Origin of the sequence: Bacteroides sp. AF20-13LB, from assembly GCF_003603065.1 — a bacterium.
In the GTDB taxonomy this organism is placed as follows: Bacteria; Bacteroidota; Bacteroidia; order Bacteroidales; family Bacteroidaceae; genus Bacteroides; species Bacteroides uniformis.
In genome coordinates this window covers 165,229-182,859 of the sequence record NZ_QTMH01000009.1, presented here as the reverse complement: position 1 = coordinate 182,859, position 17,631 = coordinate 165,229, and the positions used below count along the sequence as shown (strand labels likewise).

Sequence of the window (17,631 nt, the reverse complement as noted above, 5' to 3'; positions counted from 1 at the left end):
TTTTCTAATATTAAAATTAGTTCATTATGCAACAGGAAGATGATTTGAGAGGACTGGCCAAAGTCATGGAATTCATGCGAGCTATCTCCATTGTGTTTATTGTCATTCACGTGTACTGGTTCTGCTACCGGTCATTTGTGGATATGGGTATAAATATAGGTGTGGTCGACAGGATACTGCTCAATTTCCAACGGACGGCAGGACTGTTCAGCAACCTGCTTATAACGAAAGTATTTGCCGTCATATTCCTTGCCCTCTCATGCCTGGGTACCCAAGGAGTGAAAAATCAGGAGATGACATGGGGCAGGATATACGCCGCTTTCCTTTCGGGATTGGTGCTGTTTTTCATGAACTGGTGGATGCTTGACCTGCCATTCAGCCCGACGGCCAACGCTGTCATATATACGGTAACACTTACCGCAGGATATATCCTTCTCTTGATGTCGGGTATGTGGATCAGTCGTATGCTGAAACATAACCTTATGGAAGATGTCTTCAATACTGCCAACGAGAGTTTCATACAGGAAACAAGGCTTATGGAGAACGAGTATTCCGTCAACTTGCCCACGAAGTTTGTCTATCAGGGCAAGGAATGGGACGGATGGATCAACGTTGTAAACGTTTTTCGTGCGTCCATCGTACTGGGAACGCCCGGTTCGGGGAAAAGCTATGCAGTGGTAAACAATTACATAAAACAGCAGATTGAGAAATCCTTTGCCATGTATATTTATGATTACAAATTTCCGGATTTGTCCGAAATTGCATACAACCATTTGCTTAAGCACAAGGAGCATTACAAGGTAAGACCGGAGTTCTATGTCATTAATTTTGACGATCCGAGGCGCAGCCACCGCTGTAATCCTATCAATCCCAAGTTCATGGCGGATATTTCCGATGCTTATGAAAGTGCCTACACGATAATGCTCAATTTGAACAAGACCTGGATACAGAAGCAGGGTGATTTTTTCGTGGAATCACCGATTATCCTGCTCGCGGCAATCATCTGGTATCTGCGAATTTACAAGGACGGCAAGTATTGTACCTTCCCTCACGCGATAGAATTCCTTAACAAGCCGTATGCTGATATTTTCACGATTCTCACCTCTTACCCGTCCCTCGAAAACTATCTTTCCCCCTTTATGGATGCCTGGCAGGGCGGAGCACAAGATCAGTTGCAGGGCCAGATAGCGAGTGCTAAAATCCCGCTTTCGAGGATGATTTCACCGCAGCTTTATTGGGTCATGACAGGCGATGACTTCACGTTGGATTTGAATAATCCTGAACATCCGAAAATCCTATGTGTGGGAAATAATCCGGACAGGCAGAATATCTACTCGGCGGCTCTCGGTCTGTATAATTCCCGTATAGTGAAACTGGTAAACAAGAAAGGACAGTTGAAATCCTCCATCATCATAGATGAGCTACCCACGATATATTTTCGGGGTATTGACAATCTGATAGCCACCGCCCGAAGCAACAAAGTGGCAGTCTGTCTCGGCTTCCAGGATTTCTCCCAGCTGACCCGTGACTACGGTGAAAAAGAGGCGAAGGTAATCCAAAATACGGTCGGCAATATATTCAGCGGCCAAGTGGTAGGTGAAACCGCAAAGAGCCTTTCCGAGCGGTTCGGTAAAATCCTGCAACAAAGGCAATCCATCTCCATCAACCGGCAGGATACATCCACCTCCATCAACACGCAGTTGGATTCTCTGATACCGGCATCCAAAATAGCCAATCTCTCGCAGGGAACATTCGTGGGCAGCGTGGCGGACAATTTCGGAGAAGAGATAGAACAGAAGATTTTCCATGCGCGGATTATTGTCGACAGTGAAAAAGTGGTGGCGGAAACAAAAGCCTACAAGAAGATACCCGTCATCAACGAGTTCAAGGACGAGGACGGCAACGACATCATGCAGCAACAGATAGACCGCAACTATTCACGCATCAAGGCTGACGTACTGCAGATCATTGAGGAAGAGATGGCAAGGATAGCCAATGATCCGGATCTGAAACACCTGATTCCGCAGAAGGAAGATGATAAAAAAGACGAATAGAACAAGTCCGCTTTTTTATTTCAGCCTGCAAAGGTAGTCCCGTGCCCGCCTGGATTGAGCAAGGCCAAGCCCTTACGGGTTTCCGCAAAAATCTTCCGCGCTCCGCTTGCGGTATTTTTCCGGAAAGCCTTGCACAATCCGGCACGGGACAGTGATGCAGGCAAGAAATAAAATATCGGCTCACGAGCCGGTGAATGTTTAACTGAATAAAAGAAATATGGCTATGGGCAGAACAAGAGTGGTCAATATCCGCAAGGAAACCTGTGACGTGTACATTGGCAGGGCTGGATATGGCAAGGACGGTTATTTCGGGAATCCGTTCAGACTGGAAGCAACGATGGCAAAAGGCAGTACGCTTGGCCGATACAGGAAATACTTTTATCATCGCCTGAGTACGGATAAAGAGTTCCGCAAGCGGATCGGGAATTTGCAGGGCAAGACATTGGGATGTTTCTGCAAACCGGATCCTTGTCATGGGGATATCATTAAAGAATACCTGGACTGGATGGCTGAAAATGCGAATGAAGCAATCGTCATCGGGCAAATCCATTGGAAAGGATGTGTCTATCCCGTCAGGGAAATAGATGCCGGCAACCATATATTCAGGGTGTCAGTGGAGAGCCTGCGGAATGAACTGGCAAACGATATGCGTAACGGTATATATGAGGCAATGGAAGCCAGCGAAGAGATTGACGGTTACTGTACGGATGAAGAGTTGTGTACGCTGTCAGATACCGATTTGTATAAAATGTATTGTTGAACGAATTATAATGACAAATGAATTATGAGGAAAAGAAGCAATTTCACACCGATGAATAGATTTCATGAGATTATCGACCATTACGGTCTGAAACTGATGGAAGTAGGTGTCAATCACCTGAGAATATTCTCCGAAGGACGGAAACTTTTTGATTATTATCCGCTCCGGATGAAACTCTTCGACTACCGGCAATGGCAACAGTTGACTTACCCGTCTCTCCTTAACGGTACGGACAAATGGGAAACGGAACTTGACGGCATCATCCAAAGACTGCTGGTATCACCGCAATAAACTTGAAAGTATGAAGGAAAACAATAATACACCGCTCGTTTGGAACAACATTCCCGAATGGGCGATTTTTGCATTGGAGTACGGCATTGAAGAAGAATTGTTCCTTACCGATGAAGACAAGGATCTGATAACCCGATTCATCGGTGAAAATTTTCCGAACGGATATACCATGTCGGTGGATTGGGAAGCATACAGAGAGTTTGATGCTTACCCGGCCTTTGGGAAACCATGTAAAACGTATGAAGTGACTTTTATAACAGCATAAACCGATTTGAAATGAAAAAGATAATATTGAGTGAATACAATGCCATCCCGGAAAATTACCGTGGAATCTGGACTGTAGAACGTTGGGACTTGCCAGATTGGGCGGAAATACGAGAAAAACATATCGGCAAGCGCACCATGATGGTCAATGACAATGGCACGTGCCTGTTGGTTGAAGGAATAGGCTTTGAAATCGTGGATGACAGTACATGGAAAAAGCCCGATGAAGTCAGACAGGAAATAGGAGGTCTTTATCTGAAGTTCTACAGTGAGCAAGGATGTGAACCTCATTATGCGGACTGTGTCATCAGATGGTGTGACACACTGGAAACAGTAGAAGTAAGGATCGCTTTGGCTATGGAATCCGACACGGAAAAGGATGACGAGATATTCTTCTACTGCAATAGTCTGGAAGACTTGAAATCATTGACGGACAAAGATGGGGAGGATTTTACTGTTGCCGGATGCCTCGATTTCGGAATATACGAAGAATTGCTACAAACAACTTAAAATTACCGGATATGAAAATCAAATGTCAGGAACACTACGACAAGGTGGCGGAATACGCCAAAAGTATTGGTGACACAACCTTTCAGAATTGCATTGAACGCCTCAAACAATGGGAGAAGAACTCTGGCGGCAGGTATGAAATTGAACTGTATTACGATTTCGCTCCGTATTCATTCGGATTTGCGGAAAGGACACCGGATGGAAGAAACGGCATTGTGGGTGGATTGCTCTATCACGGCAGACCGGATGAGTCTTTTGCCGTAATGATGGAACCATTTCACGGCTGGAGCATACATACATAAAATTTTTATACCACAAGTTAATCTGCAATTGCGTGAAAAACGGTGCAGGTAAAGTCAAAACTCCCTTTCTGATAAAACCACCCCTGTTACAGCTATTTGTAGCAGGGGTGGATTTATATTTTGGGTGCATTATGCACATTGTCCTTACTATTTTTACACACTATTATGCTACATATTATGGTGGATTCATAATAGATTTCCTTCTGTATCTTTAAGGAAATCTATTATATTAATGATTGATATGCCATCTGTATTCACATGAGAAGGGGTCAAACCTCCCACAATGACTATTTTAGGGAATCCATCTTTGATATGACGAAGGGAATTGGTTTCCTGGTCAATTTTTTCTTGAGTGGGCATATCAAGTGCTGATTGTATGTACACACGTTTATCCCCACTATTGCAAATGAAATCAACTTCCAGTAGTTTTCGCATTTTCTTTCCATCATCATTTGTTATTCTCACTTCCACTTGCCCTACATCAATCGAATACCCTCTGATACGCAGTTCGTTATATATGATATTTTCCATAAGATGACCCCCATCAATTTGACGGTAATTCAGACGGGCATTACGTAGTCCGACATCTTCAAAATAATATTTTGAAGGCGTGTTGATGTAATGCTTTCCTTTGATGTCATATCGAATGGCTTTTTCCAACATAAAGGCATCTTGTAACATTCCAAGATAACTCTGTATGGTTGTATCTGAAATACTATGACCTTTTACGGACTTGAATGTATTTTCAAGGTTTGTCGGATTGGTCAAGCAGCCTATGTTGGAAGCAATAATATCTATAAGTTCACTCAAATCATCATCGTTCCTAATATTGTAACGCTCTTTTATATCGCGTATATAAGTTCCTTGAAACAAGGATTTTAGATAATTTTCTTTTTCTGTTTTCTTTGAAAAAGATACGACTTGTGGCATTCCTCCATAAATCATATAATCCTGTAGGGCAGAAAGTTCATTTGTGTACTGTCCTGCCTTGAGAAATTCCGAAAAACTCAGTGGATGGACTCTGATTTCATACCCTCGACCACGAAATTCTGTTTTTACATCACTGGACAACATTCGGCTATTGCTTCCTGTTACATATACGTCTGTATTTTTAATTTTCAGATAGCTGTTGAGTACATCTTCAAACTCAGGAACAAGTTGTATTTCATCCAATAGTATGTAATACATATCGTTATCTGTGATATGTCCATCGATGTGATCCAATAATCTGTCCGGCTCTCTGAGGTGTTTATTACGTCGGTCTTCCAAATCAACTTGAATAATGTGCTCTTCATTCACACCGTTTTCAAGTAATGATTGTTTGAATAATTCAAATAGAAGATAAGATTTTCCACAACGGCGTACACCGGTAATAATCTTAATCATTCCGTTGTGCATCACACTTCTTAGCTCTTGCAAATATTTATCCCTTGGTATAATCATGTTGCAAAAGTAGTGAAAATTATCAGTATTACGGTTATTTTATTGGAGAAAAATGGGTAAAAGACCAATTTTCTCCAATAGAAGGCGGATATAAGCGAATCCATGTTCATTATTTGCTCGCATTCATTAAAAATGAACATCTATAGATGAGTGAACAAAAACATTTTTTCATGTATTATCGTTCTGCAAGAGTAATCACTTTCTGATTACTTCTGCGAAATGATTGCAATTTTCTTGGGCTAAAGGTACATTTTTCCATATTTCTCTATAAAAATCCATCATAAGCCACGCTTCACTTGTCAAGTCCCTTTAAGAAGATAACTCGGAGGGACGATACCTTCTACGTTCAGGCCTGCGGTTTTCGGGCAAAAAATTCCCTTCGGTAATTTTTCACCCGAAAAAACGTTCCGGTATCGCCGTCCGAGTTGGAGAAACGTTCCGGGACTTAGCAAGCGAAGCGACCTACGACGCATAGGACAAAACCAAGATACAATCCGGCGGCGGTATTTTGCCGACACCTGATGTCCTAATGGATTATGCTGTCAACATCAACCGCACGTAAATTCTCATCCAGTCCTATGGAGTAACAGAAGGAAGCGGGGACTAAAGACAGCTCGCTCTCCACTCTGCATAATACAGTTTCTCTTTATCGGCTTCGTGTCGTTTGCGGCTTTTCTACCCTTTCCCATTTTCCCGTTCCGCCTTTTTTGTTTTTGGCTTTCCCTTCGCGTATTTCTCTCTCTTCTTTTATCGGACCCGGTACGTTTCTCACACTTTTATCCTTGATTCTTCCGTTTTTCCGCCTTGCGTTTTCTCCCTCTGCGGTGAAACGTGATGACATCCGATGAAACGGATAGTATAACGCATTGAGAAATAGTGATTTATCAAATTTATGACTATATATTTGCGGTGACAACAACAGTTATAAACCCTAAAAATTACAGTTATGGCAAAGAAAAATGTAAGGGACGAACCCCCAAAAACGCAAGTCACCGAGAACGCCCAGCTGAGCGACATCGTGTTTATCCTCGACAAGATGGAACTGCTTCTACAGGCAATATCCGACATCGACAAGAACGGCAGGTACAAGACGGTTTCGGCAGACAAAAAACACCGGAACTCTTTCCTGAAAATTGACCGATATGCCAGCATGTTCGAGAATTTCCTGAAGAACTTTTGGAGCCAGTTGAAAGACCCGACTCGTTTCGGCATCCTTTCCGTCAAGGAGAATGCGCTGGACAACCCGGAAGTCAGACAGGCAATCGAGGATCTTGCCGCAGGCAGAAAATCAGACGCGGTGGAGGAATTTCTAAAGAAATACGAGATTGTTCCCCGCTCCAAAGAAAACCAAAGTATAAACCATCAAAATCAAGAAGAAATGGCAAAAAAAACTGAGACACAGCAACAGGCCGCTCCGGAAACCGCGCAGCAGCCGAAATACCGCTACAATGAATCCATGATCAACTGGGAGGAACTGAAGAAATACGGGCTGTCCCGCGAGTATCTTCAGGAACGCGGACTCCTTGACCAGATGCTCAGGGGCTACAAGACCAACCAGGTCGTGCCCATCAGCATGAATTTCGGTTCTGCCGTATTGCGTACCGACGCACGGCTGTCACTCCAGCAGTCCGTGGGAGGTCCCATCGTGCTGGGCATCCACGGTATCCGGCAGAAACCCGAACTTGACCGCCCGTACTTCGGGCATATCTTCTCCGAGGAGGACAAGAAGAATCTGCTTGAAACAGGCAATATGGGACGTGTCGTGGAACTGAAAGGACGTGGCGGTGAATACATCCCCTCTTTTGTCAGCATTGACAAGCTCACCAATGAGGTGGTCGCCATGCGTGCGGAAAATGTCTTCATCCCGAAGGAGATTAAAGGCGTAAAGCTTACCGAGCAGGAGCAGAACGACCTGCGCGAAGGCAAGAAGGTGTTCATCGAGGGTATGATTTCCAACAACGGAAAGGAGTTCGACGCCCACATCCAGATCAACGCCGAGCGCAGGGGCATCGAATATATCTTCGATAACGACAAGCTCTTCAACCGCCAGTCATTGGGTGGCGTGGAACTGACCAAACAGCAGGTTGAAGACCTGAATGCCGGAAAGGCCATTTTCGTGGAGGGAATGGAGCGTAAGGACGGGGAGAGATTCTCCTCCTATGTCAAGCTGGACGAGGTGACGGGCAGGCCCGCCTATACCCGCTACAATCCCGACTCCCCGGAGGGCGCACGGGAAATTTATATCCCGAACGAGATCAATGGCGTGAAAATCACCGCCGAGGAGCAGCAACAACTACGGGAGGGCAGGACCATCTTCCTCAATGACATGGTGAACCGCAAGGGCGAGGAGTTCTCCTCGTTCATCAAGGCGGACCTGGAAACCGGACGGCTCAGTTATTCACGCACTCCGGACGGTTTCGAGCAGCGTGCGGAATTCAAGATTCCGGATAAGGTGTGGGATGTGGAGCTTACCCGCAAGCAGCGTTCCGACCTGCAGAGTGGCAAGGCTGTTTTGGTGGAGGGTATCAAGGGATATGACGGCAAGACCATCTCCCAGTATGTCAAGGCGAACTTCAACCAGGGCAGGCTGGACTTCTACAACGAGAACCCCGACCGCAAGCGTGACGCCTCGCAACGAAATGTCGTGGCTGAAACACAGAGGCAGGAACAGGGCAGCCGGAAATCCAAAGGCGCAAGTATAGCATGATGCATGAATCAAATGAATGTGGAATCCTAAAAGAAAAGAAATATGGAAATGAACAAGGAAAACAACACGCCTTTCAAGGTAGAGGACGTAAACTGGGAGGAACTGGCAGGTATCGGCATATTGAAAGACGAGCTGGAAATGTCGGGAGAACTCGACACGTTGCTCAAGGGGGAGAAAACGAATGTGATACGGCTCAGCCTGGTGCTGCTTGGTGTGGACGTGGTGATGGACGCCACGCTACAGCTGGTGCGCAAGGACGGCGGACCGCTGCTCGAAATCCTCGGCATCAAACCCTTCGGACAACAGTAGCCCCTCCTTATATATAATATGTAAACTGAATGTATAACCGCCGTTTTCCGTTCCACCACACACCGGCAAGCGGGAAACGGCTTGACTTTATCCGAATCATGATAGCAATCATAGCAGAAAAACCGAGTGTCGGTCAGGACATAGCCCGTGTGGTCGGGGCTACAGAAAAAAAGGACGGCTACATAGTGGGAAACGGTTACATGGTGACATGGGCACTGGGACATCTGGTGTCACTGGCCTTACCGGATGCATACGGCTACACGAGAACCGCCGCCGAAGACCTTCCGATGATTCCCGATCCGTTCCGTCTTGTCGTGCGGCAGGTACGCACTGACAGGGGGATGGTGACGGACATCGCAGCCGGCAGGCAGCTCAAGGTCATCGGCGAAGTGCTCGCCGGATGCGAGAGCATCATCGTGGCGACCGATGCCGGACGTGAGGGGGAACTCATCTTCCGGTGGATATATTCTTATTTGGGCTGTACCAAGCCGTTCAAACGGTTGTGGATCTCCTCGCTTACCGACGAGGCCATCCGTGAGGGAATGGCAAGCCTCAAGGAAGGAACCGGATATGACAGCCTGTATGCAGCCGCGGACAGCAGGGCGAAGGCGGATTGGCTGGTGGGCATGAATGCCAGCCGCGCATTGGCGGCAGCCTCCGGTTCGGTGAACAACTCCATCGGACGGGTACAGACACCGACCCTTGCCATGATATGCGCACGCTTCAAGGAGAACCGTAACTTCGTCTCCACACCATACTGGCAGTTGCATATAGTGCTGAAAAGGGACAACGGGCACCGGCAGTTCATCCACACGAAGGAGTTCAAGGACAAGAATATGGCGGAAGCGGCATACAAGAGTATTACCCCCGGATCGGTGGTAACAATCACTAAAGTAAAGCGAGGGAAGATATTCCAGCAGGCTCCGCTCCTATACGATTTGACAGCCCTCCAGAAGGACTGTAACATTCATTACGACCTTCCGGTGGACAAGACCCTTGCCATCACACAGTCCCTGTACGAGAAAAAACTGGTTTCATATCCGAGGACAGGCAGCAGGTATATTCCGCAGGATGTCATGGCGCACATTCCGGTATTGTTGGAAAAGATAACAGCCATGCCGGAGTTTCGTGAGTACAGAAGGAGCTTAGACCTTTCCGCCCTGAATACACGAAGCGTGGATGCCGCAAAAGTGACCGACCACCATGCGCTGATTATCACCGGTATCGTCCCTGAGGGATTGTCCGAAGCGGAATCCACGGTTTATACTCTGATAGCCGGCAGGATGCTGGAAGCCTTCTCTCCCCCTTGCGAGAAAGAACTGCTGCTCATGGAGTGCGTATGCGGGGGACTGGACTTCCACTCCCGTTCCACTGTTATCGCCAATCCGGGCTGGCGGGCGGTGTTCTCCCGAAAGGAGGACCGGGAAAAGGACGAGCCGGAAAGAGACGAAGGCACAGCATCTTTTACAGAGGGTGAGGAAATACCGGTCATGGGACATGGACTGTCACAGAAAAAGACATTGCCCAAACCTCTTTATACGGAAGCCACCCTGCTCACGGCTATGGAGAACTGCGGCAAGGAAATCACTGACGGACAGGCACGCGAAGCGGTGAAGGATACGGGTATCGGTACGCCTGCCACCCGTGCCGCCATCATCACGACCCTGCTCAAACGTGACTACATCGAGCGTTCCGGCAAGAGTATCCGTCCGACGGAAAAGGGGCTTTATCTCTATGAATCGGTAAAGGACATGATGGTGGCTGACGCGAAGCTGACCGGCACATGGGAAAAAGCACTGGAACAGATAGAGGGGCGTACCCTCGATCCGGAAAGCTTCATGCTCTCCATCAGGGAATACACGGGAAAAGTGACCGGCGAGATACTGCGTCTCAAATTTCCGGAGCCGTCATCATGCGTCCTTGCCTGCCCCAAGTGCAAGACCGGCAACGTGGTGGTGAAGTCCAAAGTCGCGAAATGCGACCGTGAAGGATGCGGACTGCTGGTGTTCCGCCATTTTCTGAACAAGGAACTGACGGACCAGCATCTCGAACAGCTTTTCTCTTCCGGTTCCACCCGACTGATCAAGGGTTTCAAGGGCAAGAAAGGGGTGTCTTTCGATGCGGCAATCATTTTTGACGAAAGTTTTAACCTGAAACTTTCTTTTCCAAAATCCAAGGGCGGGAAAGGTAAATGATACCGTCATTCCAATTCCGGGGCAAAGGTAGCGGAACCGCCCGTTTCCACCTGCAAGGTCGGGCCTTGCAGGTTTCGGGGGAAAATCATCCTCGCCCTGCTCCGGTATTTTCCCCGAAAACCTTGCCTGTGGAGGCGGTCCGCATCCTGGCCCCTGAAATTGGAAATGACATGTTTCACCTTTTAATAGCAAATGATCATGAAAGCAAAGGAATGTATCGAAAAACCGAGAACCGGCAAATGGATAAAAAGAATGGCACTGGCCGCCGCAGCCTTCATAATGTTCAGTTATCTTTATTCAAGAGGGATTTCACCGGTATGGGCGGCAGTCGCCATCGTCTGTTTCAGGGGATTCTTCAGGTTCCTCTATAAAATCGCCTGCCTTCTGGTAGCGGCGGCGATACTTTTCTGCATCCTCAGCTGCCTGGTATTCTGATTCCACCGGCATACAATATCGGGAAATGAAACAAATGCGGCATATAAACCACTGCAACACCTTGCAGGACAGGGCTGTCCCAACGGACGGCTCTTTTGGTATCCCATACTTTATGAAGACAAGGATGACGGGATCAGGGACGGAAAGGAAAGAGAGGCATATACAGCCATTGGCAGACCGGGAACTACAGGGCAAAGTTGGCAAACGCTTCTTTTCGGACGGCAAGGCCGGGACCCTTCGGGTTTCGCGGAAAAATCATCCTCGCCCGGAGGGCTTGCGGTATTTTTCCCGAAAGCCTTGCCTTTCCGGAAGCGTCTGCCGTAAAGCCCATGTAGTTCAACGGGCTGCCAAAGCCCGAGTATCCACAATTAAAATGATAAAGTCATGAATCAAGCAATCATCTCAAGACCGCCGACGGCACCGGTACAGATACCAATGCCGATACCGGCAAGAAGAAAGTACCATGTCCCGGAACCGACCGTCAAATTCCCTCCACGGGAAAAGGGCGGACCCGTACACATCTCCACACTGCTGGACCCGATACTGGAGATAAGCAGTCATCCTGACCGGAACAGGCTGCTGGCGGAGTTCTTCAACAGATAGAAAGAATACGGTTATTCACACTTTAATCCATATAATTATGTTTTTTACAGCAATCAACCAGATGATGACAGAAGGAGTCGACCTGACACTCGTCATCCGTAAAGCGAACGGACAAATGGCGGTATCCGTACTGCCGAAGTCAAACGGGCTGAAAGACGAAGCCCAGAACCACATTATCCCGTTGACCCTCAAGGGAGTTCCGCAGGAACTGGATACCGGATTCCTGCAAGCCGTCGCCCGGCCGGTGCAGAAAGCTACGGGACTGATCACCAACATGGCGCAGTTCGAGGCACAGACGGAAAAGGCCGCTTCCGAGAGCAAGGCGGCGAAGGATGCAAAGGCCAAGGAGACGAAAGAGGAGAAAGAGAAACGGGAGAAGTACGAGAAGCATCTCAAGAAAGCTGAGGAACTGATTGCCGCGGGAAACCATAAGGATGCAGTGACGGCTCTCGGACAGGCCCGACTTTATGCCAAGCCGCAGGACCAGAAGAAGATTGACGAGATGCTTGAGCAGCAGAAAAAGGCCATGAACCGGGGAAGCCTGTTCGAGCTGATGGAAGAATCGCCTGCACCGCAACAGCTTCGGTCACAACCACCGGCAGCAACGGCACAACAGTTGCAGCCTGCACCGCACTGTCCACCGCAATCCCAGGCATCAGGACCGGCGGGCGGACAAATTCCTGACGGGCAGCAGCAGACAATGTGGCCGCCACAGCAGCCTGCGCAAAGGCCTGCACCGCATCAGGCTCCCCCACAGCCGCAATACGCCGGACAACGGCCGATGAGCCGCCAGCTCCCTCCACAGCCTGTATATGCGGAACAACAGATTTCATACCGGCAGGAACAGGAGCAAAATCCCGAAGACCTCTATCCGTACTATCAGAGGGGACAGGAAGTCCCTACCTACCGCCCGGAAGATTATGAGGAATATCCCGATTTTCCGCAATCCATGTTAGAACCCAATGTTTCACATTATCAAAGCATTTAATATTATGGCATTAGAAATCAAGGGAATGACACGTTCATTCACATTCAAGAAAGGCAACGGTATGATCACACTCGATGACCCGAACACGTCGGACAGCCCCGAAATGGTCATGAACTACTACTCGAACTTCTATCCGGAACTGACCACGGCAACGGTGCACGGGCCGGTCATCAAGGAAGACAAGGCGGTGTATGAATTCAAAACTACCATCGGGATAAAAGGATAAAAGCAATGGGAAAGGACAATAAAAAACAGAAGAAATCATGTGTACCATTGGACGAACAGCAGGTGGAACGGCTTGCAAGGCTCATCATCGGACAGACCGTACGCAATATCCGTTACAGTACGGACAGGAAAGAAAGGATTACGGCACCGGGGGGTGCCGTTCCTCTTTTCTGAACGCCACGTTTCAGCCAAAACCTTTACCGAGTCTTGTCGTGGAAGATTCCGACGGGAAAAGGCATAATCTCATCACGCGGGAGAACTACGGATTTCTGCGTGACTCCTTCTTCAGATATGCCTATCTGATGGAGAAGGAGGCGGTACATACCCCGGGCCGGACGTTCGGGGAAGGGATCGCAAGGCTGCACGAGGAGATGGATGACCTTGTCGGTGAGGGGCTGAACGTCAATATTGAAGAGCAAGACGGACGGTTGCTGTTCAAGCTCTGGAAAGCCCATCATTGGGGAAAACTGACACTGTATTATTTCCCGATGAAATTCGTGGAGGCTCTCGGACCGGAATTGAGGCGTATCTCCATCACGTTCATCCATGAATTGATGAAGGCAAACGGAATACAGACCGTTCTAGACGAGGACGACACGGAATATGTTCTGACCTGGATTTCAGAGGAAGTACCGGAAGAGGCCCCGGAGGAAAGGAAAAAACGGCTGAGGCTCCTGCACTCCTACGAGAACGGCAGAATAAAGAGGCTGCTCCAAAGGGTGGAACGCAAGTGCTACTACAAGAACCTGCCGAAGGCACTTGACAGGTATAAAGCTCGGAACGACTACGAACGGTCGCTGGTTTCCGCCATGAAGGAGGGGTTACAATTCCTGTCACCGAAACGCGGCATCATGGAATACTGCTACGATCCTTTTTATGAGGAGGAACCGGAGTTCCACCCCATGTACCTCTACCAACAGATACGTGTAATCTATGACAGTTACGATATGGTGACGGACTATCTCGTGAATTGTTACAATTCCCACAGTAGGGAGACTTACGACATCATACCGGTCACGACACTCGCCCTGTCTCCCGAAACGGGAGAGCTGTTCCGCATGGATGACTACCCGGAACGCTTTTTCAAATGGGCGGACAAATTCATCAACATAATAATTTGAACACTATGATGGAAACAAACGAACTTACAAGAACTTTGAAGACCCAGCTTATCCCCAAGGCGGCACTGATAGCCTACGCCTCGGAGGATGACAAGAATTTTTTTCTGGAGATACGGGACATAAACGATCGTGGAAACATGGCGGAAGGCAGGCCTATAACGCAGGAATTCATGAACGAGCTTGTAAAGGGATATTCGGAAAGGCATAGCAGCACGCCTTACGGAAAAGTACCGTCCAACCTAATCTATTGCGATTCACGCAAGGGCAGCGAGCGGTATGTATGGTACAATCCCCCGCATAAGCGGATGATGTTCTTCAGCTCCGACCTCAAAATAGAAAATGCGGAATACAACCTGCCGGGAGTGATTTACGAGGCGGGGGAACATGGGATGAGGATATATGCTTACAAGGATGACATGCCCGGCAAGGATACGCTGCTATATGTCGCGCCGTTCTTCAACGTGACCGGCTCCAGCGTATGCCTGGGCTCTGCCAATATAGACTTGCCAAAGAACCTGACATACGAAAGCCTGCTGCAATACTGGGAAAAGAAATTCTGGCTGACGGAGTTTTCGCACTTGGGAGGCAACGGAAATCCGACCCGGTCGAACCTTGTGCTAGTAACGAAAACGGCCAGGAACAAACCATTCGACCTCAAAGAGTTGAAACCGTTGAACAATATGAAACTTAAAGACATACTGACATGAAAAGAGTACATTATACCGACAGTTACCTGATGAGTCCGCAGCATCCGGTAACGGTAAACCTGATCGGAGCGGGAGGAACCGGGTCGCAGGTACTCACCTGCCTGGCACGTCTTGACACAGCTCTGAGGGGACTCGGACACCCGGGACTGTTCGTTACACTGTATGACCCCGACACCGTGACGGAAGCCAACATCGGTCGCCAGCTTTTCGGACCGTCCGACCTGGGACAGAACAAGGCACAATGCCTCGTCACCCGGATAAACAATTTTTTCGGGAATGACTGGAAGGCGCAAGCGGACATCTATCCGGCAGTATTGAAGGATACCAGACGGGACAACCTGGCCAATATCACGATTACCTGTACCGATAACATCAAGTCACGGATCGACTTGTGGAATCTGTTGAGGGCTTTGCCGCAACCGACATACTGCACTTACGAGACCCCCTTGTACTGGATGGATTTCGGAAACACGCAGACCACGGGGCAAGTCGTGCTGGGTACCGTACCGAAGAAAATCAAACAGCCGGCGTCCAAACTTTATGAAACCGTCAATTCGCTAAAAGTCATCACCCGCATGGTGAAATACGCGAGAGTGAAGGAAACCGATTCCGGCCCGAGTTGTTCGCTGGCTGAAGCGTTGGAAAGACAGGACCTGTTTATTAACTCCACACTGGCACAACTCGGATGCGGCATCCTATGGAAGATGTTCCGAAACGGAGTGATCGAGCATAACGGATTGTACCTGAATCTGGACACGATGAAAGTGAACCCGATAATCATATAGACAGGTCAGCAGTTATAAATTCTTTCGCTTGAATGGAAAGAGTTCAGGAAACAGCCTCTCCATTTTGAGTTTTCCATTTTCTATATGGCAAGATATTCTTTGCATTGGCTCTGACACTCCGTTTCAAGTCTTCACGCAATATACAGAACGCGGTCTTTTACTTTATCATAAGTAGATGTTGGAAATTAGTTATACATTAAAATTTCGTTATTGTACTGTAGCTGCTTGTTCTGTACTCAGCTATGTGACTGAGTGCAGGGCGAGCAGATGCGGTGCAAGAACGTGATTTTAAGTATAACTAATTCTTAAGAATAGTATAAACTAATTTTCAACATCTACTTATTATGTCATATTACTCAATACAATGCTTTAGATAAAAATAATTAAAGCGTCTTTTATCAATCAAGAATAGTTTAGCTGGAGATATACATAACAGCTTGAAGTTTTTTGAATTACTTCCTGTTTTATTCCATATGTTAAACTAATAATTGATTGTTTATGACTAGTGTAAAAGTAAAATTCAGTCCTTCATCCGTTATCCTTAAAGAGGGAACGGTTCATTATCAAATAATTCATCATTGTAAAGTACGGCATATCCGCACCGGTTACAAACTGTTTCCAAGTGAGTGGATTTCTGCTTCCGGTGAAATCAATGTCTCGGCAGGAAGTGGAGAAGGCCGAAAAAGCTATCTTGCCGCATTAAAAAATCAAATTGATAAAGACCTTTTCCGAATAAAGAAATGCATCAACCGATTGAATCAGGAAGACAGCCCTTTCACTGTGGACCGTATAATAGAACTTTACACTGCTCCTGAAGGGAATTGCACTTTCCTTTTATATGGAAAAGAACTGCTGGTAGAATTGAGGCAGATAGGTAAGGTACGCACAGCTGGTACCTATCAGTGTGCCTTGAACAGTTTTGAACGTTACTTGAATAACCGTGGAGATGTCCCGTTGGATGAAATGGATTCCAATCAGATGATAGCTTATGAAAGCTGGCTCAAAGGGAATGGCATCTGCCCGAATAGCTGTTCGTATTATATGCGTAACCTCAGGGCCATTTATAACCGGGCCGTGAATGAAGGGCTTGTTGTTCAACGAAATCCCTTCAAGCATGTCTATACCGGCATAGACAAAACGAAGAAACGGGCGGTTTCCCTCAGCGTGATTCGAAGAATACGGGATTTGGATCTTAATAAGAAGTCTCTCATTTTTGCCAGAGACATCTTTATGTTCAGTTTTTATACACGTGGAATGTCCTTTGTGGATATGGCATTCCTGAAAAAGAAAGACCTCCAGAATGGAATCCTGACCTATCGGAGAAAAAAAACCGGTCAGCAATTGTTTATCAAATGGGAAAAGCCCATGCAGGAACTTATTGATAAATACAATACCTCTGAAACTTCCTACCTGCTACCAATTATTCAGAACAATGGTGTGGACGAATGGCATCAATACCAAAATGAAGCGCACCGTATCAACAGAAATCTGAAACACATTGGCAAACAAATGGGTCTGGGTATTCCACTTACCACCTATGTTGCCCGCCATGCTTGGGCCAGCATCGCTCAAAGTAAAAATGTTTCTTTGCCTGTCATCAGTGAGGCACTGGGACATGATTCGGAGCAAACCACCCGAATTTATCTTGCCTCTTTAGACACATCTATTGTAGACAAGGCAAATAGTCTCATTTTGATGTCTATATAAATAAATACCGAAAAAGGTACATATCTTCTTAAGAGAAGTATATTTCGTTTGCAAAAGTACGAAAAAATCTAAAAATCAAGGCATAAAGCGAACTTTTTTTACTACTTATTTTTAAGAATCTTCAACATAATGCGTAAAATGAAAAACAATCATCCCCATATATCCTCTAACATGACTTTGTTTATCAAGTTATTATCGCTTTATAACTAAAAGATGTACTTCTCT

Annotated in this window: 20 protein-coding genes; 18 read left to right on the top strand and 2 right to left on the bottom strand. The window is 47.1% G+C overall.

Annotated features, from left to right (window positions below; all coding sequences use genetic code 11):
* Nucleotides 1-26: 26 nt before the first annotated feature.
* The 6 genes from mobC to DWX62_RS12495 all read left to right on the top strand — a co-directional run bounded on the left by mobC (nucleotide 27) and on the right by DWX62_RS12495 (nucleotide 4,181).
* Nucleotides 27-2,054, top strand: coding sequence for a conjugal transfer protein MobC (gene mobC, locus DWX62_RS12520; RefSeq protein ID WP_120172908.1), 2,028 nt, complete (start codon nucleotides 27-29; stop codon nucleotides 2,052-2,054).
* Between the two features lie 223 nt (nucleotides 2,055-2,277).
* Nucleotides 2,278-2,814: a DUF4326 domain-containing protein gene (locus DWX62_RS12515; RefSeq protein WP_009276706.1), complete on the top strand. Its 537-nt coding sequence runs from the start codon at nucleotides 2,278-2,280 to the stop codon at nucleotides 2,812-2,814.
* Between the two features lie 24 nt (nucleotides 2,815-2,838).
* Nucleotides 2,839-3,105: a hypothetical protein gene (locus DWX62_RS12510; RefSeq protein WP_009276707.1), complete on the top strand. Its 267-nt coding sequence runs from the start codon at nucleotides 2,839-2,841 to the stop codon at nucleotides 3,103-3,105.
* 10 nt (nucleotides 3,106-3,115) lie between these two features.
* Nucleotides 3,116-3,370, top strand: coding sequence for a hypothetical protein (locus tag DWX62_RS12505; RefSeq protein WP_005644282.1), 255 nt, complete (start codon nucleotides 3,116-3,118; stop codon nucleotides 3,368-3,370).
* A gap of 11 nt (nucleotides 3,371-3,381) precedes the next feature.
* Complete coding sequence (locus tag DWX62_RS12500; protein WP_009276708.1) at nucleotides 3,382-3,879, top strand: hypothetical protein; 498 nt, start codon at nucleotides 3,382-3,384, stop codon at nucleotides 3,877-3,879.
* Nucleotides 3,880-3,890: 11 nt separating this feature from the next.
* Nucleotides 3,891-4,181, top strand: a complete 291-nt coding sequence (locus DWX62_RS12495; protein WP_005644280.1) for a DUF4120 family protein — start codon at nucleotides 3,891-3,893, stop codon at nucleotides 4,179-4,181.
* 186 nt (nucleotides 4,182-4,367) lie between these two features.
* Here the strand turns inward: DWX62_RS12495 and DWX62_RS12490 are convergent, their stop codons facing one another.
* Complete coding sequence (locus DWX62_RS12490; RefSeq protein ID WP_005644277.1) at nucleotides 4,368-5,624, bottom strand: ATP-binding protein; 1,257 nt, start codon at nucleotides 5,622-5,624, stop codon at nucleotides 4,368-4,370.
* Nucleotides 5,625-6,570: 946 nt separating this feature from the next.
* Between DWX62_RS12490 and DWX62_RS12480 the strand changes: the two genes are divergently transcribed.
* From DWX62_RS12480 to DWX62_RS12470, 3 genes are all read left to right on the top strand, one after another.
* A complete protein-coding gene (locus DWX62_RS12480) occupies nucleotides 6,571-8,331 on the top strand; it encodes a DUF3945 domain-containing protein (protein ID WP_005644274.1) in 1,761 nt (586 codons plus the stop codon).
* 42 nt (nucleotides 8,332-8,373) lie between these two features.
* Complete coding sequence (locus DWX62_RS12475) at nucleotides 8,374-8,640, top strand: DUF4099 domain-containing protein (RefSeq protein ID WP_005644272.1); 267 nt, start codon at nucleotides 8,374-8,376, stop codon at nucleotides 8,638-8,640.
* 98 nt (nucleotides 8,641-8,738) lie between these two features.
* A complete protein-coding gene (locus tag DWX62_RS12470) occupies nucleotides 8,739-10,835 on the top strand; it encodes a type IA DNA topoisomerase (RefSeq protein WP_029257221.1) in 2,097 nt (698 codons plus the stop codon).
* A 5-nt stretch (nucleotides 10,836-10,840) separates the two neighbouring features.
* Here the strand turns inward: DWX62_RS12470 and DWX62_RS22130 are convergent, their stop codons facing one another.
* Complete coding sequence (locus tag DWX62_RS22130) at nucleotides 10,841-11,014, bottom strand: hypothetical protein (protein WP_172986020.1); 174 nt, start codon at nucleotides 11,012-11,014, stop codon at nucleotides 10,841-10,843.
* Nucleotides 11,015-11,033: 19 nt separating this feature from the next.
* Between DWX62_RS22130 and DWX62_RS22125 the strand changes: the two genes are divergently transcribed.
* From DWX62_RS22125 to DWX62_RS12430, 9 genes are all read left to right on the top strand, one after another.
* Complete coding sequence (locus tag DWX62_RS22125; protein ID WP_172986019.1) at nucleotides 11,034-11,270, top strand: hypothetical protein; 237 nt, start codon at nucleotides 11,034-11,036, stop codon at nucleotides 11,268-11,270.
* 384 nt (nucleotides 11,271-11,654) lie between these two features.
* Nucleotides 11,655-11,873, top strand: a complete 219-nt coding sequence (locus tag DWX62_RS12460) for a hypothetical protein (protein ID WP_005644267.1) — start codon at nucleotides 11,655-11,657, stop codon at nucleotides 11,871-11,873.
* Between the two features lie 37 nt (nucleotides 11,874-11,910).
* Nucleotides 11,911-12,861: a PRTRC system protein E gene (locus tag DWX62_RS12455; protein ID WP_119216143.1), complete on the top strand. Its 951-nt coding sequence runs from the start codon at nucleotides 11,911-11,913 to the stop codon at nucleotides 12,859-12,861.
* Between the two features lie 4 nt (nucleotides 12,862-12,865).
* Entirely contained in the window at nucleotides 12,866-13,087 is a 222-nt protein-coding gene (locus tag DWX62_RS12450) for a PRTRC system protein C (RefSeq protein WP_119216158.1), read from the top strand.
* A gap of 5 nt (nucleotides 13,088-13,092) precedes the next feature.
* Complete coding sequence (locus DWX62_RS22290) at nucleotides 13,093-13,260, top strand: hypothetical protein (RefSeq protein WP_227225234.1); 168 nt, start codon at nucleotides 13,093-13,095, stop codon at nucleotides 13,258-13,260.
* A 38-nt stretch (nucleotides 13,261-13,298) separates the two neighbouring features.
* Nucleotides 13,299-14,207: a hypothetical protein gene (locus DWX62_RS12445; protein WP_243636272.1), complete on the top strand. Its 909-nt coding sequence runs from the start codon at nucleotides 13,299-13,301 to the stop codon at nucleotides 14,205-14,207.
* A gap of 5 nt (nucleotides 14,208-14,212) precedes the next feature.
* A complete protein-coding gene (locus DWX62_RS12440; RefSeq protein WP_120172907.1) occupies nucleotides 14,213-14,914 on the top strand; it encodes a prokaryotic E2 ligase family D protein in 702 nt (233 codons plus the stop codon).
* Nucleotides 14,911-15,699: a PRTRC system ThiF family protein gene (locus DWX62_RS12435; protein ID WP_005644258.1), complete on the top strand. Its 789-nt coding sequence runs from the start codon at nucleotides 14,911-14,913 to the stop codon at nucleotides 15,697-15,699. The genes DWX62_RS12440 and DWX62_RS12435 overlap by 4 nt, the downstream gene beginning before the upstream one ends.
* A 498-nt stretch (nucleotides 15,700-16,197) precedes the next feature.
* Entirely contained in the window at nucleotides 16,198-17,406 is a 1,209-nt protein-coding gene (locus DWX62_RS12430; protein ID WP_009276712.1) for a site-specific integrase, read from the top strand.
* Nucleotides 17,407-17,631 lie beyond the last annotated feature (225 nt).

What these genes read in the sequence shown, in the direction of transcription:
- DWX62_RS12435 (WP_005644258.1), top strand. Translation starts at nt 14,911, where the DNA reads ATGAAAAGAGTACATTATACCGACAGTTACCTGATGAGTCCGCAGCAT.
- mobC (WP_120172908.1), top strand. Translation starts at nt 27, where the DNA reads ATGCAACAGGAAGATGATTTGAGAGGACTGGCCAAAGTCATGGAATTC.
- DWX62_RS22125 (WP_172986019.1), top strand. Translation starts at nt 11,034, where the DNA reads ATGAAAGCAAAGGAATGTATCGAAAAACCGAGAACCGGCAAATGGATA.
- DWX62_RS12475 (WP_005644272.1), top strand. Translation starts at nt 8,374, where the DNA reads ATGGAAATGAACAAGGAAAACAACACGCCTTTCAAGGTAGAGGACGTA.
- DWX62_RS12500 (WP_009276708.1), top strand. Translation starts at nt 3,382, where the DNA reads ATGAAAAAGATAATATTGAGTGAATACAATGCCATCCCGGAAAATTAC.
- DWX62_RS12470 (WP_029257221.1), top strand. Translation starts at nt 8,739, where the DNA reads ATGATAGCAATCATAGCAGAAAAACCGAGTGTCGGTCAGGACATAGCC.
- DWX62_RS12515 (WP_009276706.1), top strand. Translation starts at nt 2,278, where the DNA reads ATGGGCAGAACAAGAGTGGTCAATATCCGCAAGGAAACCTGTGACGTG.
- DWX62_RS12430 (WP_009276712.1), top strand. Translation starts at nt 16,198, where the DNA reads ATGACTAGTGTAAAAGTAAAATTCAGTCCTTCATCCGTTATCCTTAAA.
- DWX62_RS12455 (WP_119216143.1), top strand. Translation starts at nt 11,911, where the DNA reads ATGTTTTTTACAGCAATCAACCAGATGATGACAGAAGGAGTCGACCTG.
- DWX62_RS12495 (WP_005644280.1), top strand. Translation starts at nt 3,891, where the DNA reads ATGAAAATCAAATGTCAGGAACACTACGACAAGGTGGCGGAATACGCC.
- DWX62_RS12440 (WP_120172907.1), top strand. Translation starts at nt 14,213, where the DNA reads ATGATGGAAACAAACGAACTTACAAGAACTTTGAAGACCCAGCTTATC.
- DWX62_RS12450 (WP_119216158.1), top strand. Translation starts at nt 12,866, where the DNA reads ATGGCATTAGAAATCAAGGGAATGACACGTTCATTCACATTCAAGAAA.
- DWX62_RS12505 (WP_005644282.1), top strand. Translation starts at nt 3,116, where the DNA reads ATGAAGGAAAACAATAATACACCGCTCGTTTGGAACAACATTCCCGAA.
- DWX62_RS12490 (WP_005644277.1), bottom strand. Translation starts at nt 5,624, where the DNA reads ATGATTATACCAAGGGATAAATATTTGCAAGAGCTAAGAAGTGTGATG.
- DWX62_RS22290 (WP_227225234.1), top strand. Translation starts at nt 13,093, where the DNA reads ATGGGAAAGGACAATAAAAAACAGAAGAAATCATGTGTACCATTGGAC.
- DWX62_RS12480 (WP_005644274.1), top strand. Translation starts at nt 6,571, where the DNA reads ATGGCAAAGAAAAATGTAAGGGACGAACCCCCAAAAACGCAAGTCACC.
- DWX62_RS12510 (WP_009276707.1), top strand. Translation starts at nt 2,839, where the DNA reads ATGAGGAAAAGAAGCAATTTCACACCGATGAATAGATTTCATGAGATT.
- DWX62_RS12460 (WP_005644267.1), top strand. Translation starts at nt 11,655, where the DNA reads ATGAATCAAGCAATCATCTCAAGACCGCCGACGGCACCGGTACAGATA.